The 13887-nt window shown below is 59.8% G+C and carries 11 protein-coding genes; 7 read left to right on the top strand and 4 right to left on the bottom strand.

The genetic code is table 11. The features are described from left to right. The first annotated feature begins 40 nt into the window (after positions 1-40). The 6 genes from groL (at position 41) to QP965_RS06685 (ending at position 6946) form a co-directional block, all read left to right on the top strand. Positions 41-1687, top strand: a complete 1647-nt coding sequence (gene groL, locus QP965_RS06710; protein WP_023019954.1) for a chaperonin GroEL — start codon at positions 41-43, stop codon at positions 1685-1687. A gap of 685 nt (positions 1688-2372) precedes the next feature. Next, positions 2373-2546, top strand: a complete 174-nt coding sequence (locus QP965_RS06705; RefSeq protein WP_239278257.1) for a hypothetical protein — start codon at positions 2373-2375, stop codon at positions 2544-2546. Positions 2547-2580: 34 nt separating this feature from the next. Then, complete coding sequence (locus tag QP965_RS06700; RefSeq protein WP_284844468.1) at positions 2581-2715, top strand: hypothetical protein; 135 nt, start codon at positions 2581-2583, stop codon at positions 2713-2715. Positions 2716-2869: 154 nt separating this feature from the next. Next, complete coding sequence (gene ppk2, locus QP965_RS06695) at positions 2870-3769, top strand: polyphosphate kinase 2 (protein ID WP_023019951.1); 900 nt, start codon at positions 2870-2872, stop codon at positions 3767-3769. 276 nt (positions 3770-4045) lie between these two features. Beyond that, positions 4046-5194 carry an alpha/beta hydrolase gene (locus tag QP965_RS06690; RefSeq protein ID WP_284844467.1) on the top strand — a complete coding sequence of 383 codons (1149 nt, stop codon included), beginning with the start codon at positions 4046-4048 and terminating at the stop codon, positions 5192-5194. 105 nt (positions 5195-5299) lie between these two features. Next, positions 5300-6946: a metallophosphoesterase family protein gene (locus QP965_RS06685; protein WP_284844466.1), complete on the top strand. Its 1647-nt coding sequence runs from the start codon at positions 5300-5302 to the stop codon at positions 6944-6946. A gap of 22 nt (positions 6947-6968) precedes the next feature. On the opposite strand, the gene QP965_RS06680 is transcribed toward QP965_RS06685, so the two are convergent. From QP965_RS06680 to QP965_RS06670, 3 genes are read right to left on the bottom strand one after another with little or no spacing between them, the layout of a single operon-like run. After that, positions 6969-10892, bottom strand: a complete 3924-nt coding sequence (locus QP965_RS06680) for a Pls/PosA family non-ribosomal peptide synthetase (RefSeq protein WP_284844465.1) — start codon at positions 10890-10892, stop codon at positions 6969-6971. Next, positions 10893-11351, bottom strand: a complete 459-nt coding sequence (locus QP965_RS06675; protein WP_284767032.1) for a MarR family winged helix-turn-helix transcriptional regulator — start codon at positions 11349-11351, stop codon at positions 10893-10895. It lies immediately after the preceding gene. Positions 11352-11388: 37 nt separating this feature from the next. After that, entirely contained in the window at positions 11389-11685 is a 297-nt protein-coding gene (locus tag QP965_RS06670; RefSeq protein WP_005325643.1) for a rhodanese-like domain-containing protein, read from the bottom strand. 429 nt (positions 11686-12114) lie between these two features. On the opposite strand from QP965_RS06670, the gene QP965_RS06665 reads away from it, so the two are divergent. Next, positions 12115-12942, top strand: a complete 828-nt coding sequence (locus QP965_RS06665) for a hypothetical protein (RefSeq protein WP_284844464.1) — start codon at positions 12115-12117, stop codon at positions 12940-12942. A gap of 286 nt (positions 12943-13228) precedes the next feature. Here the strand turns inward: QP965_RS06665 and QP965_RS06660 are convergent, their stop codons facing one another. Further along, complete coding sequence (locus tag QP965_RS06660; RefSeq protein ID WP_284844463.1) at positions 13229-13885, bottom strand: LuxR C-terminal-related transcriptional regulator; 657 nt, start codon at positions 13883-13885, stop codon at positions 13229-13231. Between the last annotated feature and the right edge of the window lie 2 nt (positions 13886-13887).

Below are 13887 nucleotides of genomic sequence, written 5' to 3'. Positions count from 1 at the left end.
CGTGAGTGTCGTCCTCAATAAACCAAGGAGCACAAACACAATGGCAAAGATTATCGCTTTTGATGAAGAGGCCCGCCGCGGCCTTGAGCGCGGCCTAAACACGCTTGCCGACGCCGTCAAGGTCACCCTCGGCCCCAAGGGCCGCAACGTCGTCCTGGAAAAGTCCTGGGGCGCCCCGACCATTACCAATGACGGTGTTTCCATCGCTCGCGAAATCGAGCTCGAGGATGCTTACGAGAAGATCGGCGCCGAGCTGGTCAAGGAAGTCGCCAAGAAGACTGACGACGTCGCAGGCGACGGCACCACCACCGCAACCGTGCTGGCACAGGCTCTGGTACGCGAGGGTCTGCGCAACGTAGCCGCAGGTTCCAACCCAATGGGCATCAAGCGCGGCATCGAGACCGCAACCAAGAAGGTTGTGGACTCCCTGCTGTCTTCCGCCAAGGAAGTAGAAACCCAGGAGCAGATCGCTACCACCGCTGGCATCTCCGCTGCTGACCCGGCCATCGGCGAGAAGATCGCTGAGGCTATGTACACCGTGGGCAACGGCTCCGTAAACAAGGACTCCGTTATCACCGTGGAAGAGTCCAATACCTTCGGTGTTGACCTCGAGGTAACTGAGGGTATGCGCTTTGATAAGGGCTATATCTCCGGCTACTTCGCTACCGATATGGAGCGTCAGGAGGCAGTCCTGGAGGATCCGTACATCCTGCTGGTTTCCTCCAAGATCTCCAACATCAAGGACCTGGTTCCGCTGCTGGAGAAGGTTATGCAGTCCGGCAAGCCGCTGCTCATCATCGCTGAGGACGTTGAGGGCGAGGCCCTGTCCACCCTCGTTGTGAACAAGATCCGCGGCACCTTCAAGTCCGTTGCGGTTAAGGCCCCGGGCTTCGGCGACCGCCGCAAGGCCACCCTGCAGGACATGGCCATCCTCACCGGCGGCCAGGTCATCTCCGAGGAGGTCGGCCTCTCCCTCGAGACCGCCGAGCTCGAGTACCTGGGCCAGGCACGCAAGGTTGTCGTCACCAAGGACGAGACCACCATCGTTCAGGGTGCTGGTTCCCAGGAGCAGATCGACGGCCGCATCAAGCAGATCCGTGCCGAGATCGAAAGCTCTGACTCCGATTACGACCGCGAGAAGCTGCAGGAGCGCTTGGCTAAGCTCTCCGGCGGCGTTGCCGTCCTCAAGGTCGGTGCCGCTACCGAGGTTGAGCTCAAGGAGCGCAAGCACCGCATCGAGGATGCAGTCCGCAATGCAAAGGCGGCCGTGGAAGAAGGAATCGTTGCCGGCGGCGGCGTAGCGCTGCTGCAGGCTGCTTCCGTCCTGGATTCCCTGGATGACCTCAAGGGCGACGAAGCTACTGGCGTCAAGATCGTGCGCGAGGCACTGTCTGCACCGCTGAAGCAGATTGCACACAACGCGGGCCTCGAGCCGGGCGTTGTTGCTGACAAGGTTTCCTCCCTGCCGGCAGGCGAGGGTCTGAACGCTGCTACCGGCGAGTACGTCAACCTCATGGAGGCTGGCATCAATGACCCGGTTAAGGTCACCCGCTCCGCACTGCAGAACGCTGCTTCCATTGCAGCTCTGTTCCTGACCACCGAGGCTGTCGTCGCCGACAAGCCTGAGCCGGCCGGCGCCAACAATGGCATGCCGGACGCTGACGCTATGGGCGGCATGGGCTTCTAAGTCCAATCCCCGATAGGTCTAGGAGACGGGCTCGGACAAGGCTCCTAGCGGCCTTCTAGCCCCTTTTGAGCGCCCCGCTTCTGTGCTTTAGAGCGCATGAGTCGGGGCGCTTCGGCGTGTCTGCACCATTTTGCTTAACCAATGCGATATAGCAGCACTGAGTCTTCACGGAAAGGTTTTCCGAAATCGCTCGTCATAGAAGGTTTCGATTTGGGCCTTAATGCAAAGAAAACTCAGGCAATCCACTGCGGAAAATGGTGCGCCAATCGTCACCACAGCTTTTAACACGCGAATCATGCGCCCCATTTACCCCGTATAGGGGTAACTGGAGGGGTGGAATTTAAAAAAGTTTTTCGCTCACAGAGGGCGGGTTTTGCGTCTATCTATCGGCCGTTACACCGGAAAGCGTTACAGTGTTAAGTTCTATTTTGCCCAATTATTTCAAGCGTGATGTAAAGGGCCAGTTCAGGGGGCTTTCAATTAAGGTAAAAAGTTTTCAATGACTGCTATGAGGCATAAACTTATCCTTATCAAGTTGCCGGCGTGTTGGGGCATCTATGCAAATTTGACTTGATTTCGTTCAAACTTGTGCCAGAATATCTCTTGTGACGCCCACTGAGGGTGTCTGCAAACTGCAAACCCCTCCGGGGCAAGATAGCTTCGGATCTATTTTAGGAGTTCAAACATGGATCTCTCCCTCATCCAGACTCACCTGGACAACTTCGTAACCACTTGGACCGGCTGGAAGACCATCGTTGATGGCATCACCGCATGGACCGGCTTCTCTAACGCTTTTGAGGCTGCTAAGGGCGCATTCGAGTTCACCGGTGAAGTTCTGCCGGCTCTGAGCTCCAAGTAATAAAAACACGCTAACTATCTGAGGAGATATTAAAATGGAGAACCTTTCTTCCACCCTGAACTTCGCATTCGACATCTTTGGTGGCCTGTTCAACGCCCTTTATGGCATCGTTAAGCCACTGGTCAACATTGCTGACGGCGCATCCGACCTGATCGGCATGTTCGTATAAGAACATCCCTCAGTTCTGAGCTTTAACGCTCGCTGAAGCAAGAAGGCCTACCGTTTCGGTAGGCCTTCTTTTTGTTTTGTTGTTCATTCGGGCGGCAGGGGTAACTGCGAAAATTTAGCGCGCTTGATGCCTACATTCGGGTTACACTAAATGCATGGCTGATATTAAAGACGACGACCTTCCCGAGATCGACCTGGCAAAAACTGACGGCTACGTCGTCGATGGAACCGACGAGGATGATCCTTCGCTGATTATGCCGGATGGTTCCCCAGTTCAGACTTGGCGGGAAAATTACCCCTACGATGAACGTATGACTCGCGATGAGTACGAGTCCGTTAAGCGCGCTCTCCAGATTGAGCTGCTGAAGTGGCAGAACTGGACCAAGGAAACTGGCCAGCGCCACATCATTATCTTTGAGGGTCGCGATGCGGCCGGCAAGGGTGGCACCATTAAGCGTTTTAACGAGCACCTGAACCCGCGCGGTGCTCGCACTGTGGCTCTGGAGAAGCCGTCGCCGCGTGAGTCCACCTCGTGGTATTTCCAGCGCTATATTGAACACTTCCCAGCCGGTGGCGAGATCGTCTTCTTTGACCGCTCTTGGTACAACCGCTCCGGTGTGGAGCGTGTGATGGGCTTTTGTACCGAAAGCCAGCACGCGGAGTTCCTCCGTGAGGTCCCGATGCTGGAGAACATGATTCTTGGCTCGGGTATCTCCCTAACCAAGCTGTGGTTCTCTGTTACCCGTAAGGAACAGCGCACCCGCTTCGCTATCCGCCAGATTGACCCAGTGCGCCAGTGGAAGCTATCCCCGATGGACCTGGCTTCGTTGGATAAGTGGGATGACTACACCCGCGCGAAGGAAGAGCAGTTCCGCTACACGGATACGGAAGAGTCGCCGTGGATCACCATTAAGTCCAACGACAAAAAGCGCGCCCGTATTAACGCCATGCGCTATGTGCTGTCCAAGTTCGAGTACACGAACAAGGACCATGAGCTGGTGGGCGAGGTCGATGAGAACATCGTCAAGCGTGGTCGCGACCAGATTGGTGACTAGGTTGAGCTAAATTAGCCGCACAATGGGCGGGAAACTCGGTAATTCCGGGTTTCCCGCTTTTTGTTTTCGGGGTACCAAAAGGGGGTAAATGGGGAGGAATAGTTTCGCGGGAAATTGTGGATTTTAAAGGGTTATTTCCGGGCGGTTATGTTACGGAACCGTAGGTAACATTGTCGAAAACTATTTGTGGTCTCCGTCTTAGAATATTTAGCATCACTGTTATCTCAATCTCATCTAACGCAAGGATATGACCTACAGCACCATGAGGAGACAGTGATGATGAAGAAGCACGTAACCGCCTGCCTGACGGCGGCAGCAGTACTGGCGGCACCAGTTGCGGTATCTGGCACGCTCACGGCAGGGGCAATCGCCCAGGAAGCCCCGGCGCCTGCGCCCGTGGCAGACCAGAAACCAGACGTATTGGGGCGCCCAACTGTCTCGGAAAAGCAGGTATCCGATGAGGACGGCTACTTCTACAGCGCTCACGGCGAGGGCGTCAAGATCTACTACCGCAAGCAGAAGGTGGCCAACCCACGCGGTGCGGTGGTTCTTGCGCACGGGGTCTCTGAACACTCGGGGCGATACGATTACGTCGCCAAGCGCCTGCTGGATGCGGGCTACAACGTCTACCGTGTAGACCACCGCGGGCACGGCAAGTCCGCTGGCGGCAGCGTGCCACTGGGGCACATCGATAACTTCCAGTACATCCTGGATGACTTTGACCATGTGGTGGACATGGCCAAGGAGGAAAACCAGGGAGTAAAGACCTTCCTGCTGGGCCATTCGATGGGCTCGCTGACTGTGGAGGCCTATGGCATCCGCGAGCCGGGCAAGGTCGATGGCATCATCACCAACGGTGGTGGCGCGCCGCTTAACCTGTCGGGCAAGAATGTGGCGGGAAAGAATATCACTCCGGATGATATTTCGGAGACCCAGAAGAAGCTGGATCCCACCATCTTTGAGCGCTTGCCGCTGGCCCAACTCACCAGCTTTAATGCGCACTATGCGCAGAACCTCATTCCGCACCGCACCGAAATCGGCGCACAATCGCCGGAGTGGAGCAAGAACATCAAGCTGTCTAACCCATTCACGGATGGGGTCTCCACCAGCCAGGCGGTCAAGGACGAGTATGCTTCGAGCCCGCTTATCGCGCAGAAGACCAGCGCCGGTACCGCCCTGCAGTTGGCAGCAATCGCGAACTATGACGCCGTCAATGCGGATCTCTTCACCGCACCGACGCTCATCATGCACGGCACCAAGGACGGCATCGTGCCGCCGTACTTCTCCCAGGATTGGTACAACTCCGTCTCTTCTGAAGACGTGGAGTATGTGACTTGGGAAGGCCAGAAGCATGAGGTCTTCAATGAGCCGGCTGCCGATCAAGCTCTCGATACCGTCGTGGACTGGCTCGACCGCCACGCCTAAAATACGTGGAGCTCAAAGCGCGAACTCTTGGCAGGCATACAGTGCTTGCCAAGAGTTTACGTATATGTAACCGCCTCGTTGCCCAGGCCGGATAGAAATTGAATTATGAAAAATAAACTCTGTGCTTTCTCTTCTGTCCTGGCGCTCACCGGAATGGTGGGCGCGCCCGTCGCGGCGGCCCAGTCCTCGCTTCCGGGTTCCTCCTTTGGTTCTTCTTTGGGGTCATCGTTAGGCTCTTCCTGGGGGTCCTCCCAGGGCTCGTCCGAGGGGTCCTCGGCGGGAGACGATGTGCAGCCGGGGGAAGGCACTGAATCGCGGGTGCTGTGGCAGGAAAGCTTCGATGAGGTGGATACCCCGGCGTGGTTTACCCACCGCGCGCCGGAGGGGTGGAAGACCGACGTGCAGGGTGTGGACTCAGGCGAGGCTCGCTGGAAGGGCTGGACCTTTGGCGATATGCGCCACTGGACCTGGGCGGCCGGTACCGACATGCGCCACTATTTCACGCAGGCGCATGACACTTTCGCCATCATTGACAACAAGCAGCAGCGCTTGGCCGAGGGTGATTCCATGACCGCAGGCCTAAAGAGCCCGGCCATCCCGGTGGCGGGGCAGGAGCGGGTGAATGTGGAATTCGACCACCATTACCGCCAGGGTAAGGATGGGCAGAATGCCACGGTAACGGTCTCCTTCGATGGTGGGGAAACCCAGGAAATCGCCGCCTTCGACAAAGACGTATTCTCTAAGCACGAGTCCATTGGCGTGGACGTGCCGGCCGGCGCGAAGAATATGCAGGTTAGCTTCAGCTACAACAACGGCAATGATGACTGGTGGTGGGCGGTGGACAACGTGGGCGTCGTCAAGCCGCTCGGTGAGCTTCAAGGCTCGCCGCAGGCTACCGTGGACGTGCTTTCCGACGTCCAAGGCGACCCCCAAGACTACAAAGACGCGGTCCGCCAGTTGAACGGCATGGAGGATAAGGCCGGGGCGCTGGTGCTCAACGGCGACCTGGTGGACGATGGCTCGCAGCAGCAGTGGGACGATTTCCTGGCCGCGCATAGCGAGGTGCCGCACGATTCGGGCAAGGAATTGTGGACCATTGGCAACCACGAAATGTATGGCAAGGAAGGATCTGAGACCTACCTGGAGCGCTTCCTCAAATACTCCGGCCAGGATAAGCCGTGGAAGGAAGAGGTAGTTGATGGGGTGCCACTGATTTCTGTGAATACCGAGTTCTATTCCGATATCCTGCGCCACGGCAAGGAGCCCTTCCAGCGCATCAGCAAGGAGCAGCTCGATTGGCTAGATGAGCGCCTGGCTTATTGGGATGCTAAGGGCACTCCGGCGCTGGTCTTTAGCCATCCGCTGCTGCCGCAGACGGTATCGATGTCTCATTCGGCGTGGTACCAGAATGACTTTGAGGACCTCGAGGCGCTTTCCGATGTGGTCAATAAGTACAACAACATCGTGTGGTTTAGCAGCCACAGCCACTCCTCGCTGCACCAAAATAACTGGTGGGGAACTCGCCGCTACGACGGCACCGGCGAGGCCGGCCGCACCGGCTTCCCGGTAGTCAATACCGGTGCCATCCTCAATGAGTACCTGCCGGATGGCGATAATGACGAGACAATCGTCAAGGAAAAGGAAGAGGCCTCCACCGGACTGCGGGTCAAGGTCTTTGCTGACCGCGTCCGGGTGGAGGCCTGGGACTTCAAGTCCGGCGAAATGATTAAATACCAGGACTTCGCGAGGTAGGTCGCAGGTTACTGCCGTCGGCCTAGCGCTTCCACGGCTCGATGGGGTTGCCTTGCCATACAGCGTTGGTGGGCACGCGGTCACCGCGCATGACCAGCGAACCGGGGCCTACGGTAGAAGCCGTGCCGATGAGTGAGGCCGGCAGTGCCACCGAGTGGGCGGCCAGCGTGGAGCCGTCCTGGATGGTGACGGTATCTAGGCTCATCACGCGGTCCTGGAAAAGGTGGGTTTGCACCACAGTGCCAGGGCCCACGGTGGCGGCCTCACCGATGCGGATGAGGTCCGTTTCCGGGAACCAGTAGGAATCGATCCACGCACCACGGCCGATTTCCACGCCGAGGGCGCGCAGCCCCAGGTTGATCTCGCCGGAGCCGTAGGTGTGCTGGAAGAACCACGGCGCGGCGACGACCTCCACGAAGGTATCCTGCAGCTCATTGAGCCAGACAAAAGCGGACCACAGCGGGTGGTCGGCCGCGCGGTGCTTGCCCACGCAGATCCACTTCACCGCGACGGTGACGGCCATGGCCACCGCACCCATGCCCATGAGCACGAGGCCGGAGAGGAGCCAGGTGAGGGGGAAGCCGAGGGCGTCGAGAAGCGAGTCATAGACACTGAGGGTTGCCGCGAGCAGCATGGCAGAAAACATCGGTGCCAAAAGGCGCATGGTTTCCACCACACCGCGGGCGGCCTTAACGGCAAAGCCCGGGTTATAGGTCAGCGCCTCACCCGAGTTGGCGGGGGAGTCCACCTCTACGGTCACGCGGCGCATGCGCTCTGGCGGTGCACCCCACCAGTTGGCACCGGCCTTTGTCTTCTTCGGGGTAGAAGAAAGCACGGCAACCAGCGAGTTCTTGGATAGCTTGCGGCCGGGAGCGGTGATGCCGGAGTTGCCCACGAAGGAGCGCTTGCCCACCTTGGTCTCGCCGGTGCGCATCCAGCCGCCGCCGAGCTCGTAGCCGCCGATCATGGTGTCATCGGCCAGGAAGGCACCTTCTTTGACCTCGGTGAGCTTGGGGATCATGACCGCGGTGGAGATTTCCACGTTGGCGCTAATCTCCGCGCCGAGCGAGCGCAGCCACGCTGGGGTCAACTGGGAGGCATAGAGCGGGAAGAGCTTGGTGCGGGCCTCGTCCATGAGGCGCTCGATGGCCCACAGACGCCAGCCCTTGGCCGAGCGTACGGGTGCTACGCCTGGGCTAATGCCCAGCGAGAGGATGCGCACGCCCAGCCAGGTCTGCAGCATATAGGTGGCAAAGGCCGCCAGCGCGCCGACGGGAGCGAAGAAGACCGCGCCGACGAAGCTATCGCCACCCGTGGAATGCACGAGGGCTAAGACGACGGCCGCGCCTACCGCCAGCGCAACAACCGGCTGGATGGCCAGCAGGACGGAGGTGGCGTCATAAATGGCCACCCACCACGGCCGGCGCTTCGGGGGATGGGACGGGAAGCGGTGCTTGGAGCGGCCCACCTTCTTGGCAGGTGAGCCGGACCAACGCTGTCCGTCCTTGATTTTCTTGCGGCCGGTGACGGTGGAACCGGCCTCCACGTGGGCATACTTGCCCACCACGGTGCCAGATAGCAGCGTGGAGCGCGCGCCCACGCGAGCGCCTTCCTTGACGTCGATGGCGCCCACATGCAGGATATCGCCGTCCAGCCAATAACCGGAGAGGTCCACTTCGGGCTCGATGGCGGCGTGCTTACCCAAGGTGAGCAGGCCGGTCACCGGCGGCAGAGAGTGCAGGTCCACGCCGCGCTTGACCTTGACGCCAAGAGCACGGGCGTAGTTATTCACGCGCGTGGCGCCGGCCAGGGAGCTCGCGCCGGAGGCATTAGCCCAGCGCTCGGCCGCCCAGATGCGCAGGTGCGTCGAACCGCCGCGCGGGTAATCGCCCGGCTTAATGCCGGCCGTAATAAGACGCGCACCGTAGCCGCCAATGGGGATGCGGCCGACTGGGGTCACAAAGACGATGAGCATGGCGATGACCAGCCACCACGGATAGGCCGCGGCCCACTCGAAGCCCAGCGATGCCGCCACGGTGGAACCCAGCATGAGCCAGGCCAGCCAGCTGGATGCTGCCAGCGTCATGATGGGGATCTGAATCAGGGTTTGGGCGAGGCGGGTGCCGAAGCCGACCTTGGTGACCTCGCGCATGGGGACGTCAGCAGCCGCGGGGCGCGGTTCGGCGCCGGCAATGAGCTCGGCCAGTGAGCCCAAGCGCGGGTGGTCGTAGAGGTCGCGCACGGCCACGGTGGGGTAGCGCTCCCTGATATGGCCCACGAGGGTCGCGGCCGCCAACGAGGTGCCGCCGAGCGAGAAAAAGTCGGCGTTCTCGTCTTCCACGGACACGCCGAGGGTTTCGACCCACAGCTCCGCGAGCCACTTCTCGGTCTCGGTCAGCGTGGTCGATTCCACGCCCACTCCAGGCAGCGGCCACGGCAGGGCCTTCTTATCCACCTTGCCGGAGGTGCGCACCGGCAGTTCTTCCATTACGCAGATGCGCGGGACGAGTGCGGCCGGCATGGTTTCGGCCAGGCGGGCGTGCGCCGCCTCGTGATCGAAGCCCTTGGCCTCATCCTCGAGGGAAACATAGCCCACCAGGACGGACTCGCCGCCCGGGGTCTTTTGCACGGCCACGGCCGAGTTATAGACATTATCCAGGGCCGCGACATTGGCTTCGACCTCGCCGAGCTCGATGCGGCGCCCGCCAATTTTCACCTGGTCATCCACGCGGCCGACGAAGTACAGCCCGTCTTCTTCCAGGCGCACGTGGTCACCGGTGCGATACGCACGCTGCCAGCCCATTGACTCCAGCGGAGCGTACTTCTCCGCGTCCTTGGCCGGATCCAGGTAGGACGCCAGTCCCACGCCGCCGATCACCAGCTCGCCGACGCCGCCCATTTCCACAGGCATGCCCTGCTTGTCGACGACCACCAGGTCCCACCCATTCAACGGCAAGCCAATGGACACCGGCCGTCCGGGCAGCATTTGCTGCGCACAGGCGACGACGGTGGCCTCGGTAGGGCCGTAGGTATTCCACATCTCGCGGTCCTCGGTGGCCAGGCGGTCCACCAACTCCTGCGAGCAGGCTTCGCCGCCGACAATGAGCAGGCGGATATTATCCAGCGCCTCGGCCGGCCACAGGCCCGCCAAGGTAGGCACGGTGGACACGACGGTGATATCGCGGCGGATGAGCCACGGGCCCAAGTCCATGCCGGAGCGCACCAGGGATCGCGGCGCCGGGACTAAGCAGCCGCCGTGGCCCCAGGCCAGCCACATTTCCTCGCAGGAGGCATCGAAGGCGACGGATAGCCCGGCGAGCACACGATCCTCCGGGCCGAGTGGCCCGTGCGGGTGATTGACCAAAAAGAGGCTGGCCTCGGCGTCCACGAAGGCGGCCGCGGAACGGTGGCTTACAGCCACGCCCTTCGGCTTGCCGGTAGAACCGGAGGTGAAGATGATCCACGCGGTGTCTTCTGGGCGCGGGGTATTGGGGTTCTCAGCCGGCTCCTCGGCGGACCTGTCGGGGGCGTCCGGGCGCGCAGAATCGCGCAGGAAGCGGAAGCCTTCATCAGTAAAGACGCCATCGATATCGGCCTCGCCGAAGACCATCTCGGCGCGCTCGTCTGGGTCATCGGCGTCGACAGGCACGTAGGCCGCGCCTGCCGCCAGGGTCGCCAAAATGGCGAGGTAGAGCTCGCGCTTGCCGGAGGTCATCCGAATGCCGATGCGATCGCCCCGGCGCACGCCATTGGCGTGCAGCTCGGTGGCCCACAGCTCGACTTCGTGGATGAGCTCGGAGTAGGTGATGATTTCGCCGTCGTCCAGCGCGGCGGCGTCTGGGTGCATCTCCGCGGTGGTGGTGATGATGTCCCACAGCGTGCGCGGCCGCGGTGCCGCGCTACCTAGAAGGTACTGCTGCGGGACACGTGATTCGGGTCCTGCCATTTACGCCTCTTCTTCGTCCGCGGCGATGATGGACTTGGCCAACTTACGCAGGTGCTTGAGCTGCTTATTGGTGGACTCATCCAAAGCCTCGTCCTCGGCGGCGGAAACAAGCTCCGCCAAGTCCTTGTGGGCCTTCGCGCCCTTCTTGGTGGACGCGACGATCTGGCGGCGACGATCCTTCGGATCGCGCTCGCGCTTGGCCCAGCCGCGGTCCTCGAGGGCGTCGATAAGACGCACCATGTCAGAAGCGTCAATGGCCAGGGTCTCGGAGAGGTAGGACTGCGACGCGGCATCCGCGTCTACCAGGCAGGTAAGGACCCAGTACTCGCGCAGCGTCGTCTGCTTGGTCTGCAGGGCGGCCTCGACGCCATCGCGGGTGCGGCGGCGGAGGCGCTCCAGCTGGAATGACGGGGATTCGAGTAGGGCAGTTGGGATTACAGAATTATTCGTGGAAGCCATACCATCATAATAATCCCAAAAGATTGGTTAAGGCCAATTAATCCGTTTCGATGGGAAGTCCGGCAGCCTTCCACTTATCCGTGCCGCCATCGACGTTGATGGTGTCCCAGCCCAGCGCATGCTCCAGATACTGGCAGACCTGCATGCTGCGGCCGCCCGCGTGGCAGATGACGTAAATGTCCTTGTCCGGGTCGATTTCCTGGATGCGACCCGTAATCTCACTCATCGGGATATGGGTCGCGCCCTTCGCGCGCTCTACCGCCCACTCATCATTCTCGCGGACATCAATGAGCTGAGCGCCTTCGGGTACTTCAGTTGGTTGAACGTTTTTCATGCCTCATACCCTAGTCACGCATAGGTCCTTATGCTGCTCCGCGTGCCGCGTCCGAGAAGAGCCGTGAGCAACCAGGCGCGGCGAAAACTGTGTGCCCGGCCCGTTGAGTCAATTGCCTGTTCCAGCAGCTTTAGCTCTTGTCCCGCCAGACTTGTAGTCCAAATGGTTATCTGCTTCAGCGCTTAACCCCTTGTAAGCGAGGCTTAAAGTATGCCTTGGATCAAGTCCTTGGCATCCGCGGCGGATGTGCGCAGGGCATCAATTTCCAGCGGCAACTGAGATGAATTCAGGCGAACCTGTCTTGGTCGTGATTAGAGTGGCGTACAGCCTACGGTACGGCTTTCTGTTTATGGCGAGAGTGGCTCTTTTCCACCACGTTTTCAGCATTCATCTGAATTGAAAGGGAAATTTTTGCAAAGTCTTACAGGGATGCGGACAGAGCTTCGACAAGGCGAGCTTGAAATCGAAGGCATTACCATAGAAAGCCGTATCGGCGTGGACCTCGAGCCTCACACCGAATATAACCTGAACCTTGAATTTGCAGTTCGTCCAGGAACGGCTCCCACTGCAATGAGGCTTAGAACCTATAGCGCTGAGTTCCTACTCATTGATAATGAGACAGAAAACAGCATTCGACTTACCGATGGCGTTAGTAATAGCGCAAGCTTTCGTCTGCGAACCGGACAACAGTCAGACTGGCTCAGTGTTTTCAACGAGTACCTGCATAGTTATTGGGAAGGTGTCGAACCTGGCTATGAATGCATGACTGGCGATTCAGGGATTGTTATCACCAAGAGGGAAGGCGACACCATTCACTTTGCCTGCAATAACCGCAGTCCACGGGAGCAGCTAGCGTTTGAGGACGTCACGGGGACGCTTACGGTTGCGAAAGTTGGTTCAGCGGAAAATCATTCCTTTGCCCCTGCAGAGGATGGATCTCCAATTCAACAATATTGCTTCATCGACAGTGGCGATGAAGCGCCCGATGAAAAGAAGCTCGTTGATTTTGCTACTGCGCTTTCGGGCACGATCTCCCCGACAAGCGAAGCGGTCACTACCTTAATTGACAGGCTTGACGGGCTTAACTACACCATCATTTCTTCCGCAGACAATGCCGTCACCATCGAAGTCGACATCTCGGATGAGGACACCACCGAATTCGCTATGGTCGATGAGGCCCGACTATGGAATCTCAACCTTGTGAAAGTACGCACTCGCACCCTGCTGAATCAGAACACAATCCGGCCAGAAAGTTAGGCCACGACTGCTCAGAATTTGGATGCGAGGGACCGCGTGATTCGTCGTGTTGAAGAACGAATTTTGGCAGAGAGCACGCAGGTGCAAGCCGCGGATCTGGCTGTGGCACTTAAATCGTCGGTTCGTGTGAGGAGTCGATGTCGTTCACGGTAAATAGCGCCGGAAAATGGGGGTCGCGCGCTATTTACCGTGAGCGTCGTGCGGGCGGACCGCGACGATACTCGGTGGCGCATGGGGTCAAAGTGACGTACACGGCGCTGGCCCCGCGCAGGCCTGCGTGCGCGTTTTAACGGTGCGCGGAGAGGTACTCCAGAATCGCCTTGACGCGGCGGTTGTCCTCGCTGGGGTCTAAGCGAAGCTTGGTGAAGATGTTGGAGACATGCTTGGCCACCGCGGCGGCGGATAAAACGAGCTCGGCGGCGATGTCCTTGTTGGACTTGCCGCGGGACATTAATTCGAGAACCTCGCGCTCGCGCGGGCTGAGCTCGCCCAAGCCGCTGCGTCCGGAGCTCATGAGAGCTTGAGCCACGGTGGGGTCGATGACGGTGCCGCCCTGGGCCACCACGTCCAGGCTGGCCAGGAAGTCGCGCACCTCGGAGACACGGTCCTTCAAAAGGTAGCCGGTGCCGGCCTCGGGGGAGTCGAAGAGCTCCACCGCATATGCAGGGGCTACGTACTGGGAGAGCACCATGACGGGCAGGCCCGGGTAGGCGTTTCTCAAATTCACGGCGGCTTTCAAACCATCGTCGCCCATGCCCGGCGGCATGCGCACGTCCGTGATGACGATGTCCGGCAGGTCGTCGCGCAGTTTATCCACCACAGCCTCGAGCGAAGCAGCAGAGGAAGCCTGGCCCACTACAGAGTGCCCGCGGCGCTCCAACAGGCCGGCCAGGCCCTCGCGCAGAATGGCGGAGTCATCCGCTACCACAATCCTTAAGCTCATCT

The organism is Corynebacterium sp. MSK074 (assembly GCF_030229735.1).
Taxonomy (GTDB): Bacteria; Actinomycetota; Actinomycetes; order Mycobacteriales; family Mycobacteriaceae; genus Corynebacterium.
Note: the sequence above shows the minus strand (reverse complement) of the source record. Positions and strands in the feature narration are given on the sequence as shown.

Coding starts and splice junctions, on each gene's coding strand:
- groL (WP_023019954.1), top strand. CDS start 41: ATGGCAAAGATTATCGCTTTTGATGAAGAGGCCCGCCGCGGCCTTGAG.
- QP965_RS06705 (WP_239278257.1), top strand. CDS start 2,373: ATGGATCTCTCCCTCATCCAGACTCACCTGGACAACTTCGTAACCACT.
- QP965_RS06700 (WP_284844468.1), top strand. CDS start 2,581: ATGGAGAACCTTTCTTCCACCCTGAACTTCGCATTCGACATCTTTGGT.
- ppk2 (WP_023019951.1), top strand. CDS start 2,870: ATGGCTGATATTAAAGACGACGACCTTCCCGAGATCGACCTGGCAAAA.
- QP965_RS06690 (WP_284844467.1), top strand. CDS start 4,046: ATGATGAAGAAGCACGTAACCGCCTGCCTGACGGCGGCAGCAGTACTG.
- QP965_RS06685 (WP_284844466.1), top strand. CDS start 5,300: ATGAAAAATAAACTCTGTGCTTTCTCTTCTGTCCTGGCGCTCACCGGA.
- QP965_RS06680 (WP_284844465.1), bottom strand. CDS start 10,892: ATGGCAGGACCCGAATCACGTGTCCCGCAGCAGTACCTTCTAGGTAGC.
- QP965_RS06675 (WP_284767032.1), bottom strand. CDS start 11,351: ATGGCTTCCACGAATAATTCTGTAATCCCAACTGCCCTACTCGAATCC.
- QP965_RS06670 (WP_005325643.1), bottom strand. CDS start 11,685: ATGAAAAACGTTCAACCAACTGAAGTACCCGAAGGCGCTCAGCTCATT.
- QP965_RS06665 (WP_284844464.1), top strand. CDS start 12,115: ATGCGGACAGAGCTTCGACAAGGCGAGCTTGAAATCGAAGGCATTACC.
- QP965_RS06660 (WP_284844463.1), bottom strand. CDS start 13,885: ATGAGCTTAAGGATTGTGGTAGCGGATGACTCCGCCATTCTGCGCGAG.